This window comes from Janthinobacterium sp. FT14W, from assembly GCF_009208755.1.
GTDB classification, from domain to species: domain Bacteria; phylum Pseudomonadota; class Gammaproteobacteria; order Burkholderiales; family Burkholderiaceae_D; genus Janthinobacterium; species Janthinobacterium violaceinigrum.
In genome coordinates this window covers 80,775-94,360 of record NZ_WFLL01000007.1, presented here as the reverse complement: position 1 = coordinate 94,360, position 13,586 = coordinate 80,775, and the positions used below count along the sequence as shown (strand labels likewise).

At 61.5% G+C, this 13,586-nt stretch carries 14 protein-coding genes; 10 read left to right on the top strand and 4 right to left on the bottom strand.

Annotation, left to right across the window (positions count from 1 at the left end; translation table 11 throughout):
* The first annotated feature begins 234 nt into the window (after positions 1 to 234).
* Both GCN74_RS07415 and GCN74_RS07410 read left to right on the top strand, forming a co-directional pair.
* Positions 235 to 1,356 (top strand): patatin-like phospholipase family protein, encoded by a 1,122-nt coding sequence (locus tag GCN74_RS07415; RefSeq protein ID WP_226938922.1) that lies wholly within the window; start codon positions 235 to 237, stop codon positions 1,354 to 1,356.
* A 79-nt stretch (positions 1,357 to 1,435) separates the two neighbouring features.
* Complete coding sequence (locus GCN74_RS07410; RefSeq protein ID WP_152256064.1) at positions 1,436 to 3,082, top strand: methyl-accepting chemotaxis protein; 1,647 nt, start codon at positions 1,436 to 1,438, stop codon at positions 3,080 to 3,082.
* A gap of 733 nt (positions 3,083 to 3,815) precedes the next feature.
* Here the strand turns inward: GCN74_RS07410 and GCN74_RS07405 are convergent.
* A complete protein-coding gene (locus GCN74_RS07405; RefSeq protein ID WP_152256063.1) occupies positions 3,816 to 4,214 on the bottom strand; it encodes a molecular chaperone DnaJ in 399 nt (132 codons plus the stop codon).
* A 206-nt stretch (positions 4,215 to 4,420) separates the two neighbouring features.
* Positions 4,421 to 4,837 carry a hypothetical protein gene (locus tag GCN74_RS07400; protein WP_152256062.1) on the bottom strand — a complete coding sequence of 139 codons (417 nt, stop codon included), beginning with the start codon at positions 4,835 to 4,837 and terminating at the stop codon, positions 4,421 to 4,423.
* 338 nt (positions 4,838 to 5,175) lie between these two features.
* Between GCN74_RS07400 and GCN74_RS07395 the strand changes: the two genes are divergently transcribed.
* From GCN74_RS07395 to GCN74_RS07365, 7 genes are all read left to right on the top strand, one after another.
* The gene (locus tag GCN74_RS07395) at positions 5,176 to 5,613 is read left to right on the top strand and encodes an SRPBCC family protein (RefSeq protein WP_152256061.1); all 438 of its coding nucleotides are present in this window, start codon (positions 5,176 to 5,178) and stop codon (positions 5,611 to 5,613) included.
* Between the two features lie 290 nt (positions 5,614 to 5,903).
* Positions 5,904 to 6,785 (top strand): creatininase family protein, encoded by an 882-nt coding sequence (locus tag GCN74_RS07390; protein WP_226938930.1) that lies wholly within the window; start codon positions 5,904 to 5,906, stop codon positions 6,783 to 6,785.
* Between the two features lie 103 nt (positions 6,786 to 6,888).
* Positions 6,889 to 8,160: a YncE family protein gene (locus tag GCN74_RS07385; protein ID WP_152256060.1), complete on the top strand. Its 1,272-nt coding sequence runs from the start codon at positions 6,889 to 6,891 to the stop codon at positions 8,158 to 8,160.
* Between the two features lie 13 nt (positions 8,161 to 8,173).
* Complete coding sequence (locus GCN74_RS07380; RefSeq protein WP_152256059.1) at positions 8,174 to 8,776, top strand: pyridoxamine 5'-phosphate oxidase family protein; 603 nt, start codon at positions 8,174 to 8,176, stop codon at positions 8,774 to 8,776.
* A gap of 70 nt (positions 8,777 to 8,846) precedes the next feature.
* Positions 8,847 to 9,218, top strand: coding sequence for a VOC family protein (locus GCN74_RS07375; RefSeq protein ID WP_152256058.1), 372 nt, complete (start codon positions 8,847 to 8,849; stop codon positions 9,216 to 9,218).
* 27 nt (positions 9,219 to 9,245) lie between these two features.
* Positions 9,246 to 9,581 (top strand): hypothetical protein, encoded by a 336-nt coding sequence (locus GCN74_RS07370; RefSeq protein WP_152256057.1) that lies wholly within the window; start codon positions 9,246 to 9,248, stop codon positions 9,579 to 9,581.
* A gap of 280 nt (positions 9,582 to 9,861) precedes the next feature.
* Positions 9,862 to 10,497, top strand: coding sequence for a phasin family protein (locus GCN74_RS07365; protein ID WP_152256056.1), 636 nt, complete (start codon positions 9,862 to 9,864; stop codon positions 10,495 to 10,497).
* A 179-nt stretch (positions 10,498 to 10,676) separates the two neighbouring features.
* On the opposite strand, the gene GCN74_RS07360 is transcribed toward GCN74_RS07365, so the two are convergent.
* Positions 10,677 to 11,765: an alpha/beta hydrolase gene (locus GCN74_RS07360; protein ID WP_152256055.1), complete on the bottom strand. Its 1,089-nt coding sequence runs from the start codon at positions 11,763 to 11,765 to the stop codon at positions 10,677 to 10,679.
* Between the two features lie 105 nt (positions 11,766 to 11,870).
* Positions 11,871 to 12,761, bottom strand: a complete 891-nt coding sequence (locus GCN74_RS07355) for a LysR family transcriptional regulator ArgP (RefSeq protein ID WP_152256054.1) — start codon at positions 12,759 to 12,761, stop codon at positions 11,871 to 11,873.
* A 204-nt stretch (positions 12,762 to 12,965) separates the two neighbouring features.
* Here GCN74_RS07355 and GCN74_RS07350 point away from each other — a divergent pair, with 204 nt between their 5' ends.
* Positions 12,966 to 13,571, top strand: a complete 606-nt coding sequence (locus tag GCN74_RS07350; RefSeq protein ID WP_152256053.1) for a LysE/ArgO family amino acid transporter — start codon at positions 12,966 to 12,968, stop codon at positions 13,569 to 13,571.
* The last annotated feature ends 15 nt before the right edge of the window (positions 13,572 to 13,586 follow it).

Here is a 13,586-nt window from a genome sequence, read left to right as displayed (position 1 = left end):
TATTTGCTGCGCCGCATCACGCTACGCCGCACGGCATCAGCTTATGCCCTTCCTGAATACCGGTTATGCATTATCGAAATTGCCATATGGAATTTATTTATGTTAATTTCATATCTGTTTCTGCAACATTGCATCGCTTCGGCGCTTGCGGGGACATGCGCAGGATTAGGCGCACTAAGCGTGTAGTAACCAACAATTAAGGGATGGTAACCCCGTTCCGTTCAGGGAGTGTGCATGAAGACAGTGATGACGACGCCGCCGAATCCGGCGCCAGCTGCGACAGCGAAACGGGCCCGCAAAACGGGTTTGCTGCTTGGTGGCGGCGCACCAAATTCCACCTTGATCGCTGGCGCCCTGGCCGCTTTCCTCGACGAGGGCATCGAGTTCGACGTCATTTCCGCCTCCGGCGCGGGTGTGTTGATGGGCTTGCTTTACACGACGCCGCACGAGGCCACGCCGCGCCAGGCCTTGCAAAGCTGGGCCGACACGGGCGTGGCCGACAGCATCTATAAGATGATTCCGATCAACTACAAGGTGTTCCAGAAGCCGGGCATGCACGCGAGCACCTTCCGCGACGCCTTCCAGCCGCCGGCCAACAATCCTTTTTTCCAGGCGTTCAAGCAAACGTTTGCGGGCGTGCCCGCGGCCTGGTCGGACTGGGGCAAGCTGATGGTGTCGTCGCTGTCGCCGTCTGACCTGTCGGCGAAAAGCCTGGGCCTGTGCGCGCACTTGCCCTTCCTGGAAAAAGCCGTGGATTTTTCGGGCGTGGCCCGCATGCGTCCCGATTTCTACATCAATGCCTACAACCTCAGCGAGCATCGCATGCAAATCTGGGGCAAGCACGAGATCGAACCTATCCACGTGCGCGCAGCCCTGTCGTTTCCCTTCCTGTATGCACCCACGACCATCGCCGGCGACGACTACATCGAAGGCGCGGCCCTCGATACGCTCAATTTCGAGCCATTTATCGAAGGCAAGGGCGAGCACCATGACGCCGATACCCTGGTCATCCTCGACATCCTGGGCGACGAGCGCCTGCTGCGCAAGCCGCGCAACCTGTACGACGCCTGGGTGCGCTCCATCATCACGCCGCTGGTAAAGATTTCCAAGAGCGAGCTGCGCCTGTTTGAACTCGAGCACAACACGGACGCGCGCACGGGCCAGCCCAAGCGGCGCCTGCTCAAGCTTGACTTGATGGATGGCATCCCGGAGCAGCACTGGCCCGATACCCTGGACTGGTCCAGCTCGAACATGCAGCTGCTGTTCGACGTGGGCCACAAGGCGGGCCTGGCGTTTTGCCGCCAGCATGGCGACTTGCTGCGCCGCACGCCCGATGCCTCCCCGCTGGCGGCCTAGCAACCGATCCCGGCCACCTGATCGGCAGCTACTCAACCTGCCTGGCCCCGCCAGGCCACCCTTTTTACTGTGAAACACCATGAATATCACCAAGCAATTAATTCTGACCCTCACCATCGCCTTGCTGGCCCTGCTATTGCTGGGCGCGGGTGGCGCCATCCAGCTGCAGCGGGCCCAGGAGCGTTTTGACACCGTGCAAAACCGCATCATTCCCAGCATTCAGGGCTTGAATGCGGCCAAGGGTTTCCTGGCCGATTCGCGCCTGGCCGGCTACCGCCTGTCCGTGTTCTCGAACCTGGCCGACAAGACGGCGCTGGACAAGGCCGTGGCCGACGCCAACGCGAATTTCGACAAGGTCATCGCCACCTACCGCGCCGAGCGCCTGTACGACGCCACGGACAGCAAGATGCTGGACGCCGACCAGGCCGCCATGGAAGCGTACCGCCGCGCGCTGGCGCCATTCTTTGCCGCCGCCTACGCGGGCGACATGGACGGCGTGCGCGCCACCTTGCTGGCCGGCACGCCGCTGGCCATCACGGCCGCGGCCGCGAAAAAGAGCATGGATGACCATATCGCCTACAACAACAAGCTGGTCGATGACGTGAAGGCGGAAAGCCTGGCCGCCTACGACACGGCGTTCAACACCATGCTGGCCGTGCTGGGCGTGGCCGTGCTCCTGACGGGCGCGCTGGCCTGGCATATCTACCGCACCATCAGCGGCGGCCTGGGCAATATCGAACACACACTGGAGCGCGTCAGCGCCTCGCTGGACCTGTCCGCCGCCATGCCCGTCGAGCGCATGGATGAAGTGGGCCGCACGGCCACCGCCTTCAATAAATTCCTCGAGCGTGTCGTCGGCGTGATCGCCACCGTGCGCACCTCGGCCGATACGGTCAGCGTGGCGGCCGCGCAGATTTCCGCCGGTAACGCGGACCTGTCCGTGCGCACGGAGCAGCAGGCATCGTCGCTGGAAGAAACGGCGTCCAGCCTGGAAGAGCTGACCTCGGCCGTGCGCCAGAATACGGACAATGCGCGCCAGGCGAATTCGCTGGCCGTGTCCGCCTCGGACGTGGCCCGCAAGGGCGGCGCCGTGGTGGCGCAAGTGGTGGGCACGATGGGTTCCATCAACGAATCGGCGAAGAAGATCGCCGACATCATCGGCGTGATCGACGGCATTGCCTTCCAAACCAATATCCTGGCGCTGAATGCGGCCGTGGAAGCGGCGCGCGCGGGCGAGCAGGGCCGCGGCTTTGCCGTGGTGGCCACCGAAGTGCGCAACCTGGCGCAGCGTTCGGCGGCAGCGGCCAAGGAAATCAAGGGCTTGATCGAAGATTCCGTGGATAAAGTCAACACGGGCAGCGCGCTGGTCGACCAGGCGGGCGCCACGATGGAAGAAATCGTTGCCAGCATCCGCCGCGTGACGGACATCATGGGCGACATCGCCAACGCCAGCCACGAGCAAAGCGCCGGCATCGAACAGGTGAACCAGGCCATTTCGCAAATGGACCAGGTCACCCAGCAAAACGCGGCCCTGGTGGAAGAAGCGGCGGCCGCCGCCTCCTCGCTGCAGGACCGCGCCGTCGAGCTGGTCGACGTGGTGGCCGTGTTCCGCCTGCGCGGCGACGCCCAGGCAAAACCGTTGAAAGTGGCGGGCGGCTTGCCAGCCCCCGCTTCCGCCTCAGCCAGCCGGCGCCTGGCGCTGCCCGGCCGCGGCGCCCGCGGTTAAGCTTGGAAATTGCCCCGGTGCGCCGGGGTTTTTCTTTGGCGGTGGCGCTGTCGCATGGGGGAGCGTTGAGGTTTTGTAGTTGTTGCGGGTGTCAGTCAAGTTGTCCGGGATGGCTGGAGGGGACGGCGGCGCCTGGTTCCGTGGCAGTCAGGGAGTCTGCCTGCCTTTCACGCGTGTGAGTCCGCACCCCGTAGCGGACGTCATGGTTGGGCACGATCCAGTATTCAATCACGGTACTTCAGCGCGTCTGGCAGACCGCCCAGTGGCGGCCATTGCGCGGCGAAGACTGCCAGCTTGTAATAATCTCCATGGTCTCTACTTCCTCAGCCATCCACCAGAGGTCGAAGGACTCGGTTAGAGAGAGAGGCCTTTGCCAAGTAAGGCCTCGCGCTGCGAAATTTCCGACAAAGGATCGTCTTCAAGGAGAGCTTCTTTAGACTTCTTGAGGATTAGCATTCGATATCCCTCCAGCTTGCCCTCAAATGGTAGCGACTCGGTCATTACCACTGTGTGTTGGCCAAGAACGTCAAGAGCATCGGCCATGCCGATAGCTTTCAATCGCTGAGCGAGGTCTGGCCGTGGCCGCACGCAGTAGGCACGACGCTCCGATGGATTTTGCACGTCTTCGTTTTGTATTGGCATTTATAGACGTAATGGTCGCCAGATAATTAAAACGGCAGTTGTTTTGGAAATAACTTTGGGGCCGAACGGCTGCTCTTGGATGCGGCCAATTTCACTTATTTTCTTTCGATTGAAATGATGCCCGCATTTCTTCGTTCAGCTGTATAAATTCACGTACTAAGCTATCGCAAGCGGACTTGCTAGCTTGACACTTCACATTCATTTTGACGGATATCCTTCCGTCATGAGAAATGATCGCTCGCCTGACCAGAGCCGGATAAGCTGGATGGCCTTCTGGAGCAAAGGACCAAATCACATTCATGTCCTGCTCAATTGCAATTATCCAGTTACCTTGCTTGCTTACTTCAGTACCAGGCTTCGCTCGTAGCGCAGCCAAAGCTTCGGACACAGATTTATACTCAATGGCTGATTGTTCGGTCTCGGGCAAAGGCGCTTCCTGAGCATATGCTGAAATGCAAGTAAAAAAAGTAAGCGCCAATAGTCGTTTCATGCTCATCTCCGTTAAGTATTTGATCCGTCCGCTTTTGGCCGATTGTGTTGAAAAAACTCCAGGGCAGAGCAGGGCTCGCAGCCAGTATTTATTTCTAATCGGCTTGAGCTATGGCTTTTTGCCAGATCCGTTTGTTATCTTGCTTTAATTTTCCTGGTCATTGCTATCGGTGCTTACTCATGTCCGCTCCTGGCCGAACGCGCCTTTTAATCAAAGACAATCCGCTGCCCCAGTTCGAATTCATTCTCATGGCAATAAAACAGGATAAGCGGCGTGTCGTTCGAATAGATCATTGCGTCGTCACGTGAGGGGGTAAAAATATCGCGCCAATTCTCGAGCAGGAATACGCTGCTGCACAGGAAGCATTCATCCTCTCCAAACACCACGACGACCTGCTGATTTCCAGGCACACGGGCACGCAGCCAGCTGGTGGCGCTGGCCGAGTCATTCCCGAATGCGAGCCGTTCGATTGCGCTGACGGTATTGGCGTCCAGGCCGAGATGTGTCTTCGAATCATGAAGGCCCGCCAAATCATATGCGCGGCGGGCACCCTCGGCGTTAAACCAGGCGATATCCGCTAAGTAATGGCTTAGCTCCTGAACCCTCCAATGTGCTGCGTTCATAATCTCTCAAAATTCAATAGGATCACGGCTATGTCTCTCGAGCCAGGCTGTCATCATGCCCTGATTCTGCCGGTGGCAATTGCAAGCGCAATCCGCAGATGTTGATATGGCAGACAAATTACAGTGTATCCTGCATCCCCAGCAAGTATTTTTTCTATCGAGAAAAAAGAATGGCAAGCGTGTTTGTTTTTTGCTGGAAGAAGATCTTTTGATTGGCGTAATTATCATGGCGATACGGCATGATGAATGCTATTCCTTGGCCAATTTCCTGGCACCGCGCGGCGCCGGATGGAAGGTCCCCGTTACTTTCATTAAAATGATATGGAGATCCCCAATTGATGCATATCGAAGAAAACATCCACATTGCCGTCCCGCCCGCGGTCATCGACCAGATCTGGAGCGAGGTTGACCGATGGCATTTGTGGGATCCGGATACGAAGCAAGCCCGGCTCAACGGGCCATTCGCCGTGGGAACACATGGCCGGATCGTTCCCAGCAAGGGGATGGGGATTCCGCTGCTGGTCACCGAGCGCACCGCAGGCCGCTCGTTCACCGTCGAGGGTTACATCCCCTTCTTCCGCATCCACTTCGAGCACACGGTCGCTGCCGTCGAGGGCGGGTCGGAAGTCGTGCATCGCGTGTGGTTTACGGGCGCGCTGGCCTTTCTGTTCGGGCCGGGCGTTGCCAGGCAAGTCAGGGAAGGGTTGCCCAGAACGATGTTGTCGCTCAAGGCATATGCGGAGAAACGCTACGAAGCCGTGAATAATGCTGCCTGACAAGTCTTCTTGGTGCAGGAGCTACAGCACCATCGCCTGCTCGATGCATGGGCGACTCGCGGCGGCGTTTCTGCCGCCGTTCTCGTTGCTGATGCCGGGCAAGGCCCATGTCTGCTGCTTCTTTGGGCAACACTTTGTACTTAGTTTCCCCTCGTCAATTCCTTGCAAAGCACCGTAGCAAATTAACGTGCCGTTCCCGTCATGATGGAATACAATTCCTGCGTGGCAGCCAGCTTGCCTGGCAAGGCCGGGCACGGCGTCACGCTTTGACCTTGGAAAGATGTTTGCTTATGACTCTGCAGTTCCCCCTGCCACAGGTGCCCCGCGCGCCCTCCCGTCTGTCCAAGCCATCCGGCTCGCTGTTTGCCCTGACCCTGTTGTTACTGATTCCTGCAGCACCCGTCACGGCGGCCGCGCCTGCCGGCGGCAGCGTCATGCTGGAAGAACTGACCAGCACCGAGTTGCGCAGCCGCATAGACCACGGCGCGACCACCGTGCTGGTGCCGATCGGCGGCGTGGAGCAGAGTGGGCCGTATATTGCGCTGGGCAAGCACAATGTGCGCGCCGGCCTGCTGGCGCGCCAGATCGCGCAAAAGCTGGGCAATACCATCGTGGCGCCCGTCGTTTCCTACGTGCCGGAAGGCAGTATTACCCCGCCGGCCGGCCACATGCGCTTTGCCGGCACGATTTCGATTCCGCCAGCCGCCTTCGAAGCCGTGCTGGAAGGGACAGCTGCCAGCTTGCGCCAGCATGGTTTCCGCGACATCATTTTTCTTGGCGACCATGGCGGCTATCAAAAAAACGAGCAGAATGTGGCCAACAAACTGAACCGCGCCTGGGGCAAGGCTTCCGCCGGCAAGGAAGCGCGCGCCTATGCCTTGCTCGATTACTATGACATCACGCAATCGCAATATATTGCCGAACTACAGAAGCGCGGCTACAGCAGCGCCGAGATCGGCCTGCACGCGGGCTTGGCGGACGCGGCGCTGATGCTGGCAACGGACCCGTCGCTGGTGCGCAGCGAGGCCATGGCCCACGGACCCAAGCCCGGCGTGGCGGACGGCGTGCGCGGCGATGCCACGCGCGCCACGGCCGAGCTGGGCCAGATCGGCATCAAGCTGCAGGTGGATACCTCGGTGGCTGCCATTAAGCAACTGTTGCAACGCAAGTAATTTGTAAGACGAAAATTCGTACGACTGAATTAGTACGACCGATTTGATATTCCGCTGGAAGTGCTGAACTTCCGGCTTTTGCAACGAAAAGACGCGAAATCACATGAAAAAATCTCAACGACGCACCATTGTCACCTTGTCCGCCCTGGCTGCCGCACTGGCCGGCCTGGGCGTCGCCAGCCAGGTCATCGGCGCCAGCACGCCGGCACCTGCCGCCGCTGCTCCGGCGGCCGCGTATTCTCCGCTGCCGGGCATGCCGCCGCTGGTCGATCCGAAAAACGTGTACGGCAGCATTGCCAGCAGCAATATGAGTCCCGTCGTCAAGGATCACTTGCGCAGGGTCTACGTGCCCAACCTGCGCTCGAACGATGTCTACGTGATCGACCAGGACAGCCTGAAAGTGGTGGACAGGTTCAAGGTCGGCAGCGGCCCGCAGCACGTGGTGCCGTCGTGGGACTTGCGCACCCTGTGGGTGGCGAACAATGCGGAACGCACGGACAAGGGCAGTCTGACGCCGATCGACCCCTTGAGCGGCAAGCCGGGCAAGGAAGTGCCCGTGGACGATCCCTACAATATGTATTACACGCCTGACGGCAAGTCGGCCATCGTCGTGGCTGAAGCGCGCCACCGCCTCGATTTCCGCGATCCGAAGACCATGGCCGTGCAGTATTCGATCGACACGCCCCAGTGCGGCGGCATCAACCATGCCGATTTCTCCAATGACGGCCGCTACGCCATGTTCACCTGCGAATTCGACGGCACCATTGCCAAGATCGACCTGGTGGGGCGCAAGGTCGACGGCTACCTGAAATTGCAGATGCCGGCCAAGCGTTTTGCCGAGTCCGGTCCCGTGGGCGGTCCCGCGAATGAGATCTGCAGCGTCAAGAAGGGCATGCCGCAAGACATACGCATCTCGCCGGATGGCAAGAAATTCTTTATCGCCGACATGGACGCCGACGGCGTGCACATCGTCGATGGCGCCACCCTGAAGGAAATCGGCTTCATCCAGACGGGCGTGGGCGCGCATGGCTTGTACCCCAGCCGTGACGGCAAGAAATTGTACGTGGCCAACCGCGGCACGCACCGCATCCATGGCAAGCCGAAGGGCAAGGGCAGCGTCAGCGTGATCGATTTCGCCACCGAAAAAGTCGTGTCGAACTGGCCGATCCCCGGCGGCGGCAGTCCCGACATGGGTAATGTGAGTGCCGATGGCAAGTATCTGTGGCTGTCCGGCCGTTTCGACGATGTGGTGTACCGCATCGATACGAACAGTGGCGACGTGTCCAAAGTGAAAGTCGGCCAGGAACCGCACGGCCTGACCGTGTGGCCGCAGCCGGGCCGCTATTCGCTGGGGCATACGGGCAACCTGCGCTAGGCGAGGCAGGCGCGTGGCCATCACCCTGGAGCAACTGCGCGCGCATTATCCGCCCGCGCAGGGACGGGCGCTGAGCAAGCAGCTCGACCGTCTGGACCCGCATTGCATCGCCTTCATCGGACTGTCGCCGTTCGCCGTGCTGGCCACGGGCGGCGCTGGCGGCCAGCTCGACGCCTCGCCGCGCGGCGGCGCGCCCGGTTTCGTGCAGGTGCCCGATCCCCATACCTTGCTGCTGCCCGATGCCAAGGGCAATAACCGCCTCGACAGCTTCAGCAATATTGCCGAGACGGGCAGGGCGGGGCTGCTGTTCATGATCCCCGGCGTCGATGAAACCTTGCGCGTGAATGGAGAAGCCAGCCTCTGCGACGATCCTGCGCTGCTGGCGCACTTCGCCGGCGAACGCAACCCGCCGCGCCTGGTCATGCGCCTGCGCGTGGCCGAGGCGTATCTGCATTGCGCCAAGGCCCTCATGCGTTCGCGCCTGTGGGACAGCGCGGCCCAAGTGGAACGCAGCGTCCTGCCGACGATGGGCCAGATGATTCAGGACCAGACGGGCGGCAGCGGGCCGCAGGAAACGCAGGAACAGATGCTTGCCCGCTATGCGCCGGACCTGTAGTTTTGCTTGCTGAAAAGGCAATATTGGCGCATACTGTGCGGCCTGTTATCACTTCCAAAGGAGCGCCAGCATGATTCTTGATCACATCGGTTTGAATGTCAGCGATGCACAGGCCAGCAAGGCCTTTTTTTCGGCCGCCCTGGCGCCCCTGGGGGTGTCGGTGGTGATGGAAGTGCAGGGCTGGGTCGGCCTGGGCAAGGATGGCAAGCCTGATTTCTGGTTCGGCGTGGGCGGCGCGCCGCATGCCGGCATGCATCTCGCCTTCACGGCAGACAACCGTGCCCAGGTGGACGCTTTTTACCGGGCCGCGCTGGAAGCGGGCGGCAAGGATAACGGCGCCCCCGGTATCCGCGCCATCTATCACCCGAATTACTATGGCGCCTTCGTGCTGGGGCCCGATGGTCACAACGTCGAAGCCGTCTGCCACCACCCCGAGTCCTGACATCATTTATTTCTTGACGAGAGCAGCATGAAGCACAGCGCCACCCTGTTTGCCGACGATGCGGGCCGCTATGCCTACGTGAAAACGGGATTTTCCTGGCCGGCCCTGTTGCTGGGCTCTTTCTGGGCCGTGGCCAAGCGCCGCTGGTGGCTGTTGCTGCTGATGCTGGCCATGGACGCCTGCCTGTGGTTTGGCAGCCATCTGGCCAGCGAACTGCGCATCGGCCCGATGATGCTGCTGATGGCCGGCGCGGAACTCAGCTACCTGCTGGCGCGCGGCTGGTATGGCAACCGCTGGCTGGAAGCCTCGCTGCGCAGCCATGGCTACAAGCCCGTCGTGCCGGGCACGGGCGCCACTCGCTGAGCGTGCCTGGCACAAATTTGCTTTTCCGTCACTGACGTTTGCCAAGGGCAAGCCGTCCAGCCAAAACTTTCTACGCAGGCTAGCGTACCTTTGATCCAGATCATCCCTCACCTGCGGAGCTCACGTAGCCTTGGGACTCGCGTTGCAAAGCATCTCTCCACCAATCGGATATGTTTTTTCGCGCTTCGTGGCGTAGCCCGGCCGTCTGCCTAGCGGTTCGACAGCCGATAGCGTCGCCACCTGTTTCTGTCCACCCAACCGCTATCTAATGAGGAACTCCATGTATCCATATTCCCGTAGTGTTACCCCCGCCGCCAAAAACCACCTGGAAGCGCAACTGGCTTTTTTCAATGGCCTGTCGAAGTCCCTGTTCCAGTCGGTGCAGCACTTTAACGACCTGAACATGCAACTGGCGCAAGGCTTGCTGGAAGAAAGCACGGTCACCAGCCAGAACCTGCTGACGGTCGAGCGCGCCGAAGACGTGTTCCAGGTGGCTGCCGCAGCAGGCCAGCCAGCCGCCGAGCAACTGCGCAAGTACCAGCAGCAGGTATCGCGCCTGGCCGCCGATACGCAGGTCGAACTGGCCAACGTGGCAGAGCGGCATGTGAATGAAACGAGCCGTACTGCCAAGGCCCTGGCCGAGGAAGTGGCCCGCACGGCTTCGGAAGAAACGGAGAAAAACGTGCGTAAGCAACAGGAAGCCATGCAGCGCATTGCCGAACCGTTCCAGGCCTATCATCAAAATGGTGCCAACCGCGACCAGCAGCGTGGCGCGAGCCGTGACGGCCAAAGCCTGCAAAGCGCCGGCCAGCAGGGCAGCCAGCAGTCGGTCGGCAGCGAAAGCTCGGTCAGCGGCAGCGTATCGCAAGCGGGCTCCGCACAAAGCAAAAGCAGCAGCGCCAGCCGTAAAGAGTAAGCGGGCCGTTGCTGGCGGCTGATCCTCATCTTGGGAGGAGAGCCCCGGGGATAGAGCCCCGGGTGAGAGCCCTGAGCTGCGGCTGGCCGTCATGCAGCATGGTGTTATTGGTGGCGCTATTTGTGCTGCCTCCGTGCTGCCATTCATTGCGCTATTGGTCCGGGCAGAGCGCCCGTCCTTCAGGGGACGGGCGTTTTGTCGTGGGGCGCCTTGTACGCCGCCGCAGCCTGGGTGGCGGTGCCTTGCGCCGTTGCAGGACCTCGTGCCGTGGCAGAGCTTCGCTCCGTTGCAGAATTTTGCACCGTTGCAGGACTTTGCTCCGGGACGGCGCTTTGCGGCGCGACGGGGCCTTCCGGCATGGCCATGCCTTGCGGCACTAGCGCGGTCTCCACCTTGCTGTTGGCATCGATAAAGGCGCTCACGGCGTCGAGCGTGGGGGCCAGCATGCGCAAGGGGCTGGCCAGCGAGGCGACCAGGGTGGTGTGGCTGACCTTGTCGAAATAGGTTTCCGTCACGGGCCGTTGCTGCGCGCGCAAGGCCTGGGCCAGGCCACCCGTGTTGCGTTGTGGATTGACCAGCTTGTCCCGGCCAGGCAGGGGCGCGATCAGCAGGGCGGGCGGGGCCTCGGCCGTCACATGATGGATGGGCTGCGAAGAGGCGGGCGTATCCGGGTAAAAGAAGACGGGCCGGGTGGTGGTGTTTTCGATGGGCAAGAAATCATAGGGACCGGCCAGACCTATCCAGCCGCGCAAGTCGTGCGGGTGCATGCCGTGGCGCGCCAGCAGGCCGGCGTCGAGCGCCACCATCGCCGCATTGTAGGCGCCGGCACTATGGCCCATCACGAACAGGCGCGCGGGATCGCCGCCATGGCGGCTGGACTCCATCGCGGCCCAGGCCACGGCGCGGGCCGCATCCTGCAAGATTTCGGGGTAGTGCACGTCCGGATACAGCCGGTAGTCGGCGATCACGGCCAGGTAGCCGCGCGCGGCGAGCGCATGGCCCACGAAGGCGTAGTCGGCGCGTTCGCCCGTCGTCCAGTTGCCGCCATAAAAGAACACCACCACGGGCACGGGGCCGGTACGGATTTTGGGGGCGTAGACATCGAGTTTTTGCCGTGGCAGGGGACCGTAGGCCAGGTCCCGCGTCACTTGCGAGGCGCTGCCTGACGACAAGGCATTGATGGCCGTCAAGGGCGAGCAGGCGGCCAGGCCGGCAGCCAGCGGGATGGCCGCCAGCAAGCCGAGCAAGGTAGTGCGCAGGATCGTCATGCCAGCTCCTGATTCTGATGAATGATGTTTGCAGTGTAGGCCAGGCAGGGCAGGGCGCGCACGGGGAAGTTGCAATTTGGCATAGATAACGGTTGCATGCGTCAATTAATCCTGTAACAGCCACTTGCGTGCCGTGGCGATGACGGCATCCGACAAGGTGCGCGTGAGGGGCGTCTGGATATCCCAGGCATGCCAGGTCAGGGGCACGTCGAGTGCCTGTCCGGCCGCCACGTCGACCAGCCTGCCGGCCGCCAGCGCCGTTTCCGCCTGCAGCAGGGGTACCATGCCATAGGCATAGCCCGCTTCGATGAAGCGCACGAAGTCGCGCGCCGAACCGAGCACATGGTGCGGATAGCGGCCCGTGTAGCCGAGGCGGTGCTGCAGGTAGCGCTCGTGCAGCGCATCCTTGCTGCCAAACGTGATGGCGGGCGCCTGGCTGACGGCCTCTACAGTAAAACCCTGGGGAAACCATTGCTGCGCGAACGCGGGCGACGCCACGCACAGGTAGCGCATGCCGCCCAGCGGCGTGGCCGTGGTGCCGGCCACCAGGTCGTTGGCGCTGGTGACGCAGGCAAATACGCGTCCTTCGCGCAGCTGGCTCAGGGTGTGGTCCTGGTCGTCGAGGCGGATATCGAGCAGGCATGACGGCGGCGTCAGCAGCGGTCCCAGCGCTTCCGGGATCCAGGTGGCGGCGCTGTCGGCATTGACGGCAATGGCCAGCTCCGGCAATTGCGTGGTGGGGCCGGGCTGGGCGTCGAGCGCCGCTTCGAGCAGCTTGACTTGCCGGTAATGGGCGATCAGGCGCTGGCCCGCTTCCGTGGGCAGGGGCGGATGGCTGCGGATGATCAGCAGGGTGCCTTCCAGGTTTTCCAGGGTGCGGATGCGCTGCGACACGGCCGGCTGGCTGATCGCCAGCGCCTGCGCGGCCTTTTCAAAGCTGCCCAGGCCGATCACGGCGTCGAGGGCGGCCAATCCACGGTAATCGACGACGCGCATAAGAAACTCTTATATATGGTTAGAATCATTCATTATACTTATATTTACTTTTTCTTTACACTGTTGAAATAGGGTAACAACTCCACTCCGCCGCGCGGTCCTGCTGGTACCGCCTCACCCTCCACCTACCTTTGATGCCTTTGCCGCTAGCGGCAGAGCGTGGGCGGCCGTGCGCGTGATGGAAAGCAATAGAAAGGAATCGATATGGATAGCGCAATTTTCTTGAAAGGCATGGGACTCGGGGCCAGCCTGATCGTGGCCATCGGCACGCAAAACGCATTCTTGCTCAAACAGGGCTTGAAGCGCCACTACGTGCTCACCTGCATCCTGGTCTGTCTCGTGTGCGACGCCATGCTGATCACGGCCGGCGTGGCCGGCATGGGCACCTTCATTGCCGACAACCCTAATTTCCTGCTGTGGGCCAAGGCGGGCGGCGCCACCTTCCTGATCGCCTATGGCTTGCGCGCAGCCAAGTCGGCCTGGCGTCCTTCGGCCATGACGGTGTCGGCCGCCAAGTCGCCCGAAGGCTACTGGGCCGTGATCGGCGCGGCGCTGGCGTTCAGCCTGCTGAACCCGCACGCCTTCCTCGATACGGTCATCCTGCTCGGTTCGATCGGCGGCCAGCATGAAGGCGTGGGACGCTTCTACTTCGCCGGCGGCGCCATCATGGCTTCGGCCCTGTGGTTCTTCCTGCTGGGCTTTGGCGCCCGCTACCTGGCGCCCGTGTTTGCCAAGCCCATGGCCTGGCGCGTGCTCGACGGCATCATCGCCCTCGTGATGTGGGCCATCGCCGCCTCGCTGTTCCTGTAAAGCATCAGCTGTAAA

Excerpts from the sequence above, each read along its gene's own strand:
- GCN74_RS07410 (WP_152256064.1), top strand. The coding sequence starts at position 1,436 with ATGAATATCACCAAGCAATTAATTCTGACCCTCACCATCGCCTTGCTG.
- GCN74_RS07360 (WP_152256055.1), bottom strand. The coding sequence starts at position 11,765 with ATGACGATCCTGCGCACTACCTTGCTCGGCTTGCTGGCGGCCATCCCG.
- GCN74_RS07370 (WP_152256057.1), top strand. The coding sequence starts at position 9,246 with ATGAAGCACAGCGCCACCCTGTTTGCCGACGATGCGGGCCGCTATGCC.
- GCN74_RS07395 (WP_152256061.1), top strand. The coding sequence starts at position 5,176 with ATGCATATCGAAGAAAACATCCACATTGCCGTCCCGCCCGCGGTCATC.
- GCN74_RS07405 (WP_152256063.1), bottom strand. The coding sequence starts at position 4,214 with ATGAAACGACTATTGGCGCTTACTTTTTTTACTTGCATTTCAGCATAT.
- GCN74_RS07350 (WP_152256053.1), top strand. The coding sequence starts at position 12,966 with ATGGATAGCGCAATTTTCTTGAAAGGCATGGGACTCGGGGCCAGCCTG.
- GCN74_RS07365 (WP_152256056.1), top strand. The coding sequence starts at position 9,862 with ATGTATCCATATTCCCGTAGTGTTACCCCCGCCGCCAAAAACCACCTG.
- GCN74_RS07400 (WP_152256062.1), bottom strand. The coding sequence starts at position 4,837 with ATGAACGCAGCACATTGGAGGGTTCAGGAGCTAAGCCATTACTTAGCG.
- GCN74_RS07355 (WP_152256054.1), bottom strand. The coding sequence starts at position 12,761 with ATGCGCGTCGTCGATTACCGTGGATTGGCCGCCCTCGACGCCGTGATC.
- GCN74_RS07385 (WP_152256060.1), top strand. The coding sequence starts at position 6,889 with ATGAAAAAATCTCAACGACGCACCATTGTCACCTTGTCCGCCCTGGCT.
- GCN74_RS07415 (WP_226938922.1), top strand. The coding sequence starts at position 235 with ATGAAGACAGTGATGACGACGCCGCCGAATCCGGCGCCAGCTGCGACA.
- GCN74_RS07375 (WP_152256058.1), top strand. The coding sequence starts at position 8,847 with ATGATTCTTGATCACATCGGTTTGAATGTCAGCGATGCACAGGCCAGC.
- GCN74_RS07390 (WP_226938930.1), top strand. The coding sequence starts at position 5,904 with ATGACTCTGCAGTTCCCCCTGCCACAGGTGCCCCGCGCGCCCTCCCGT.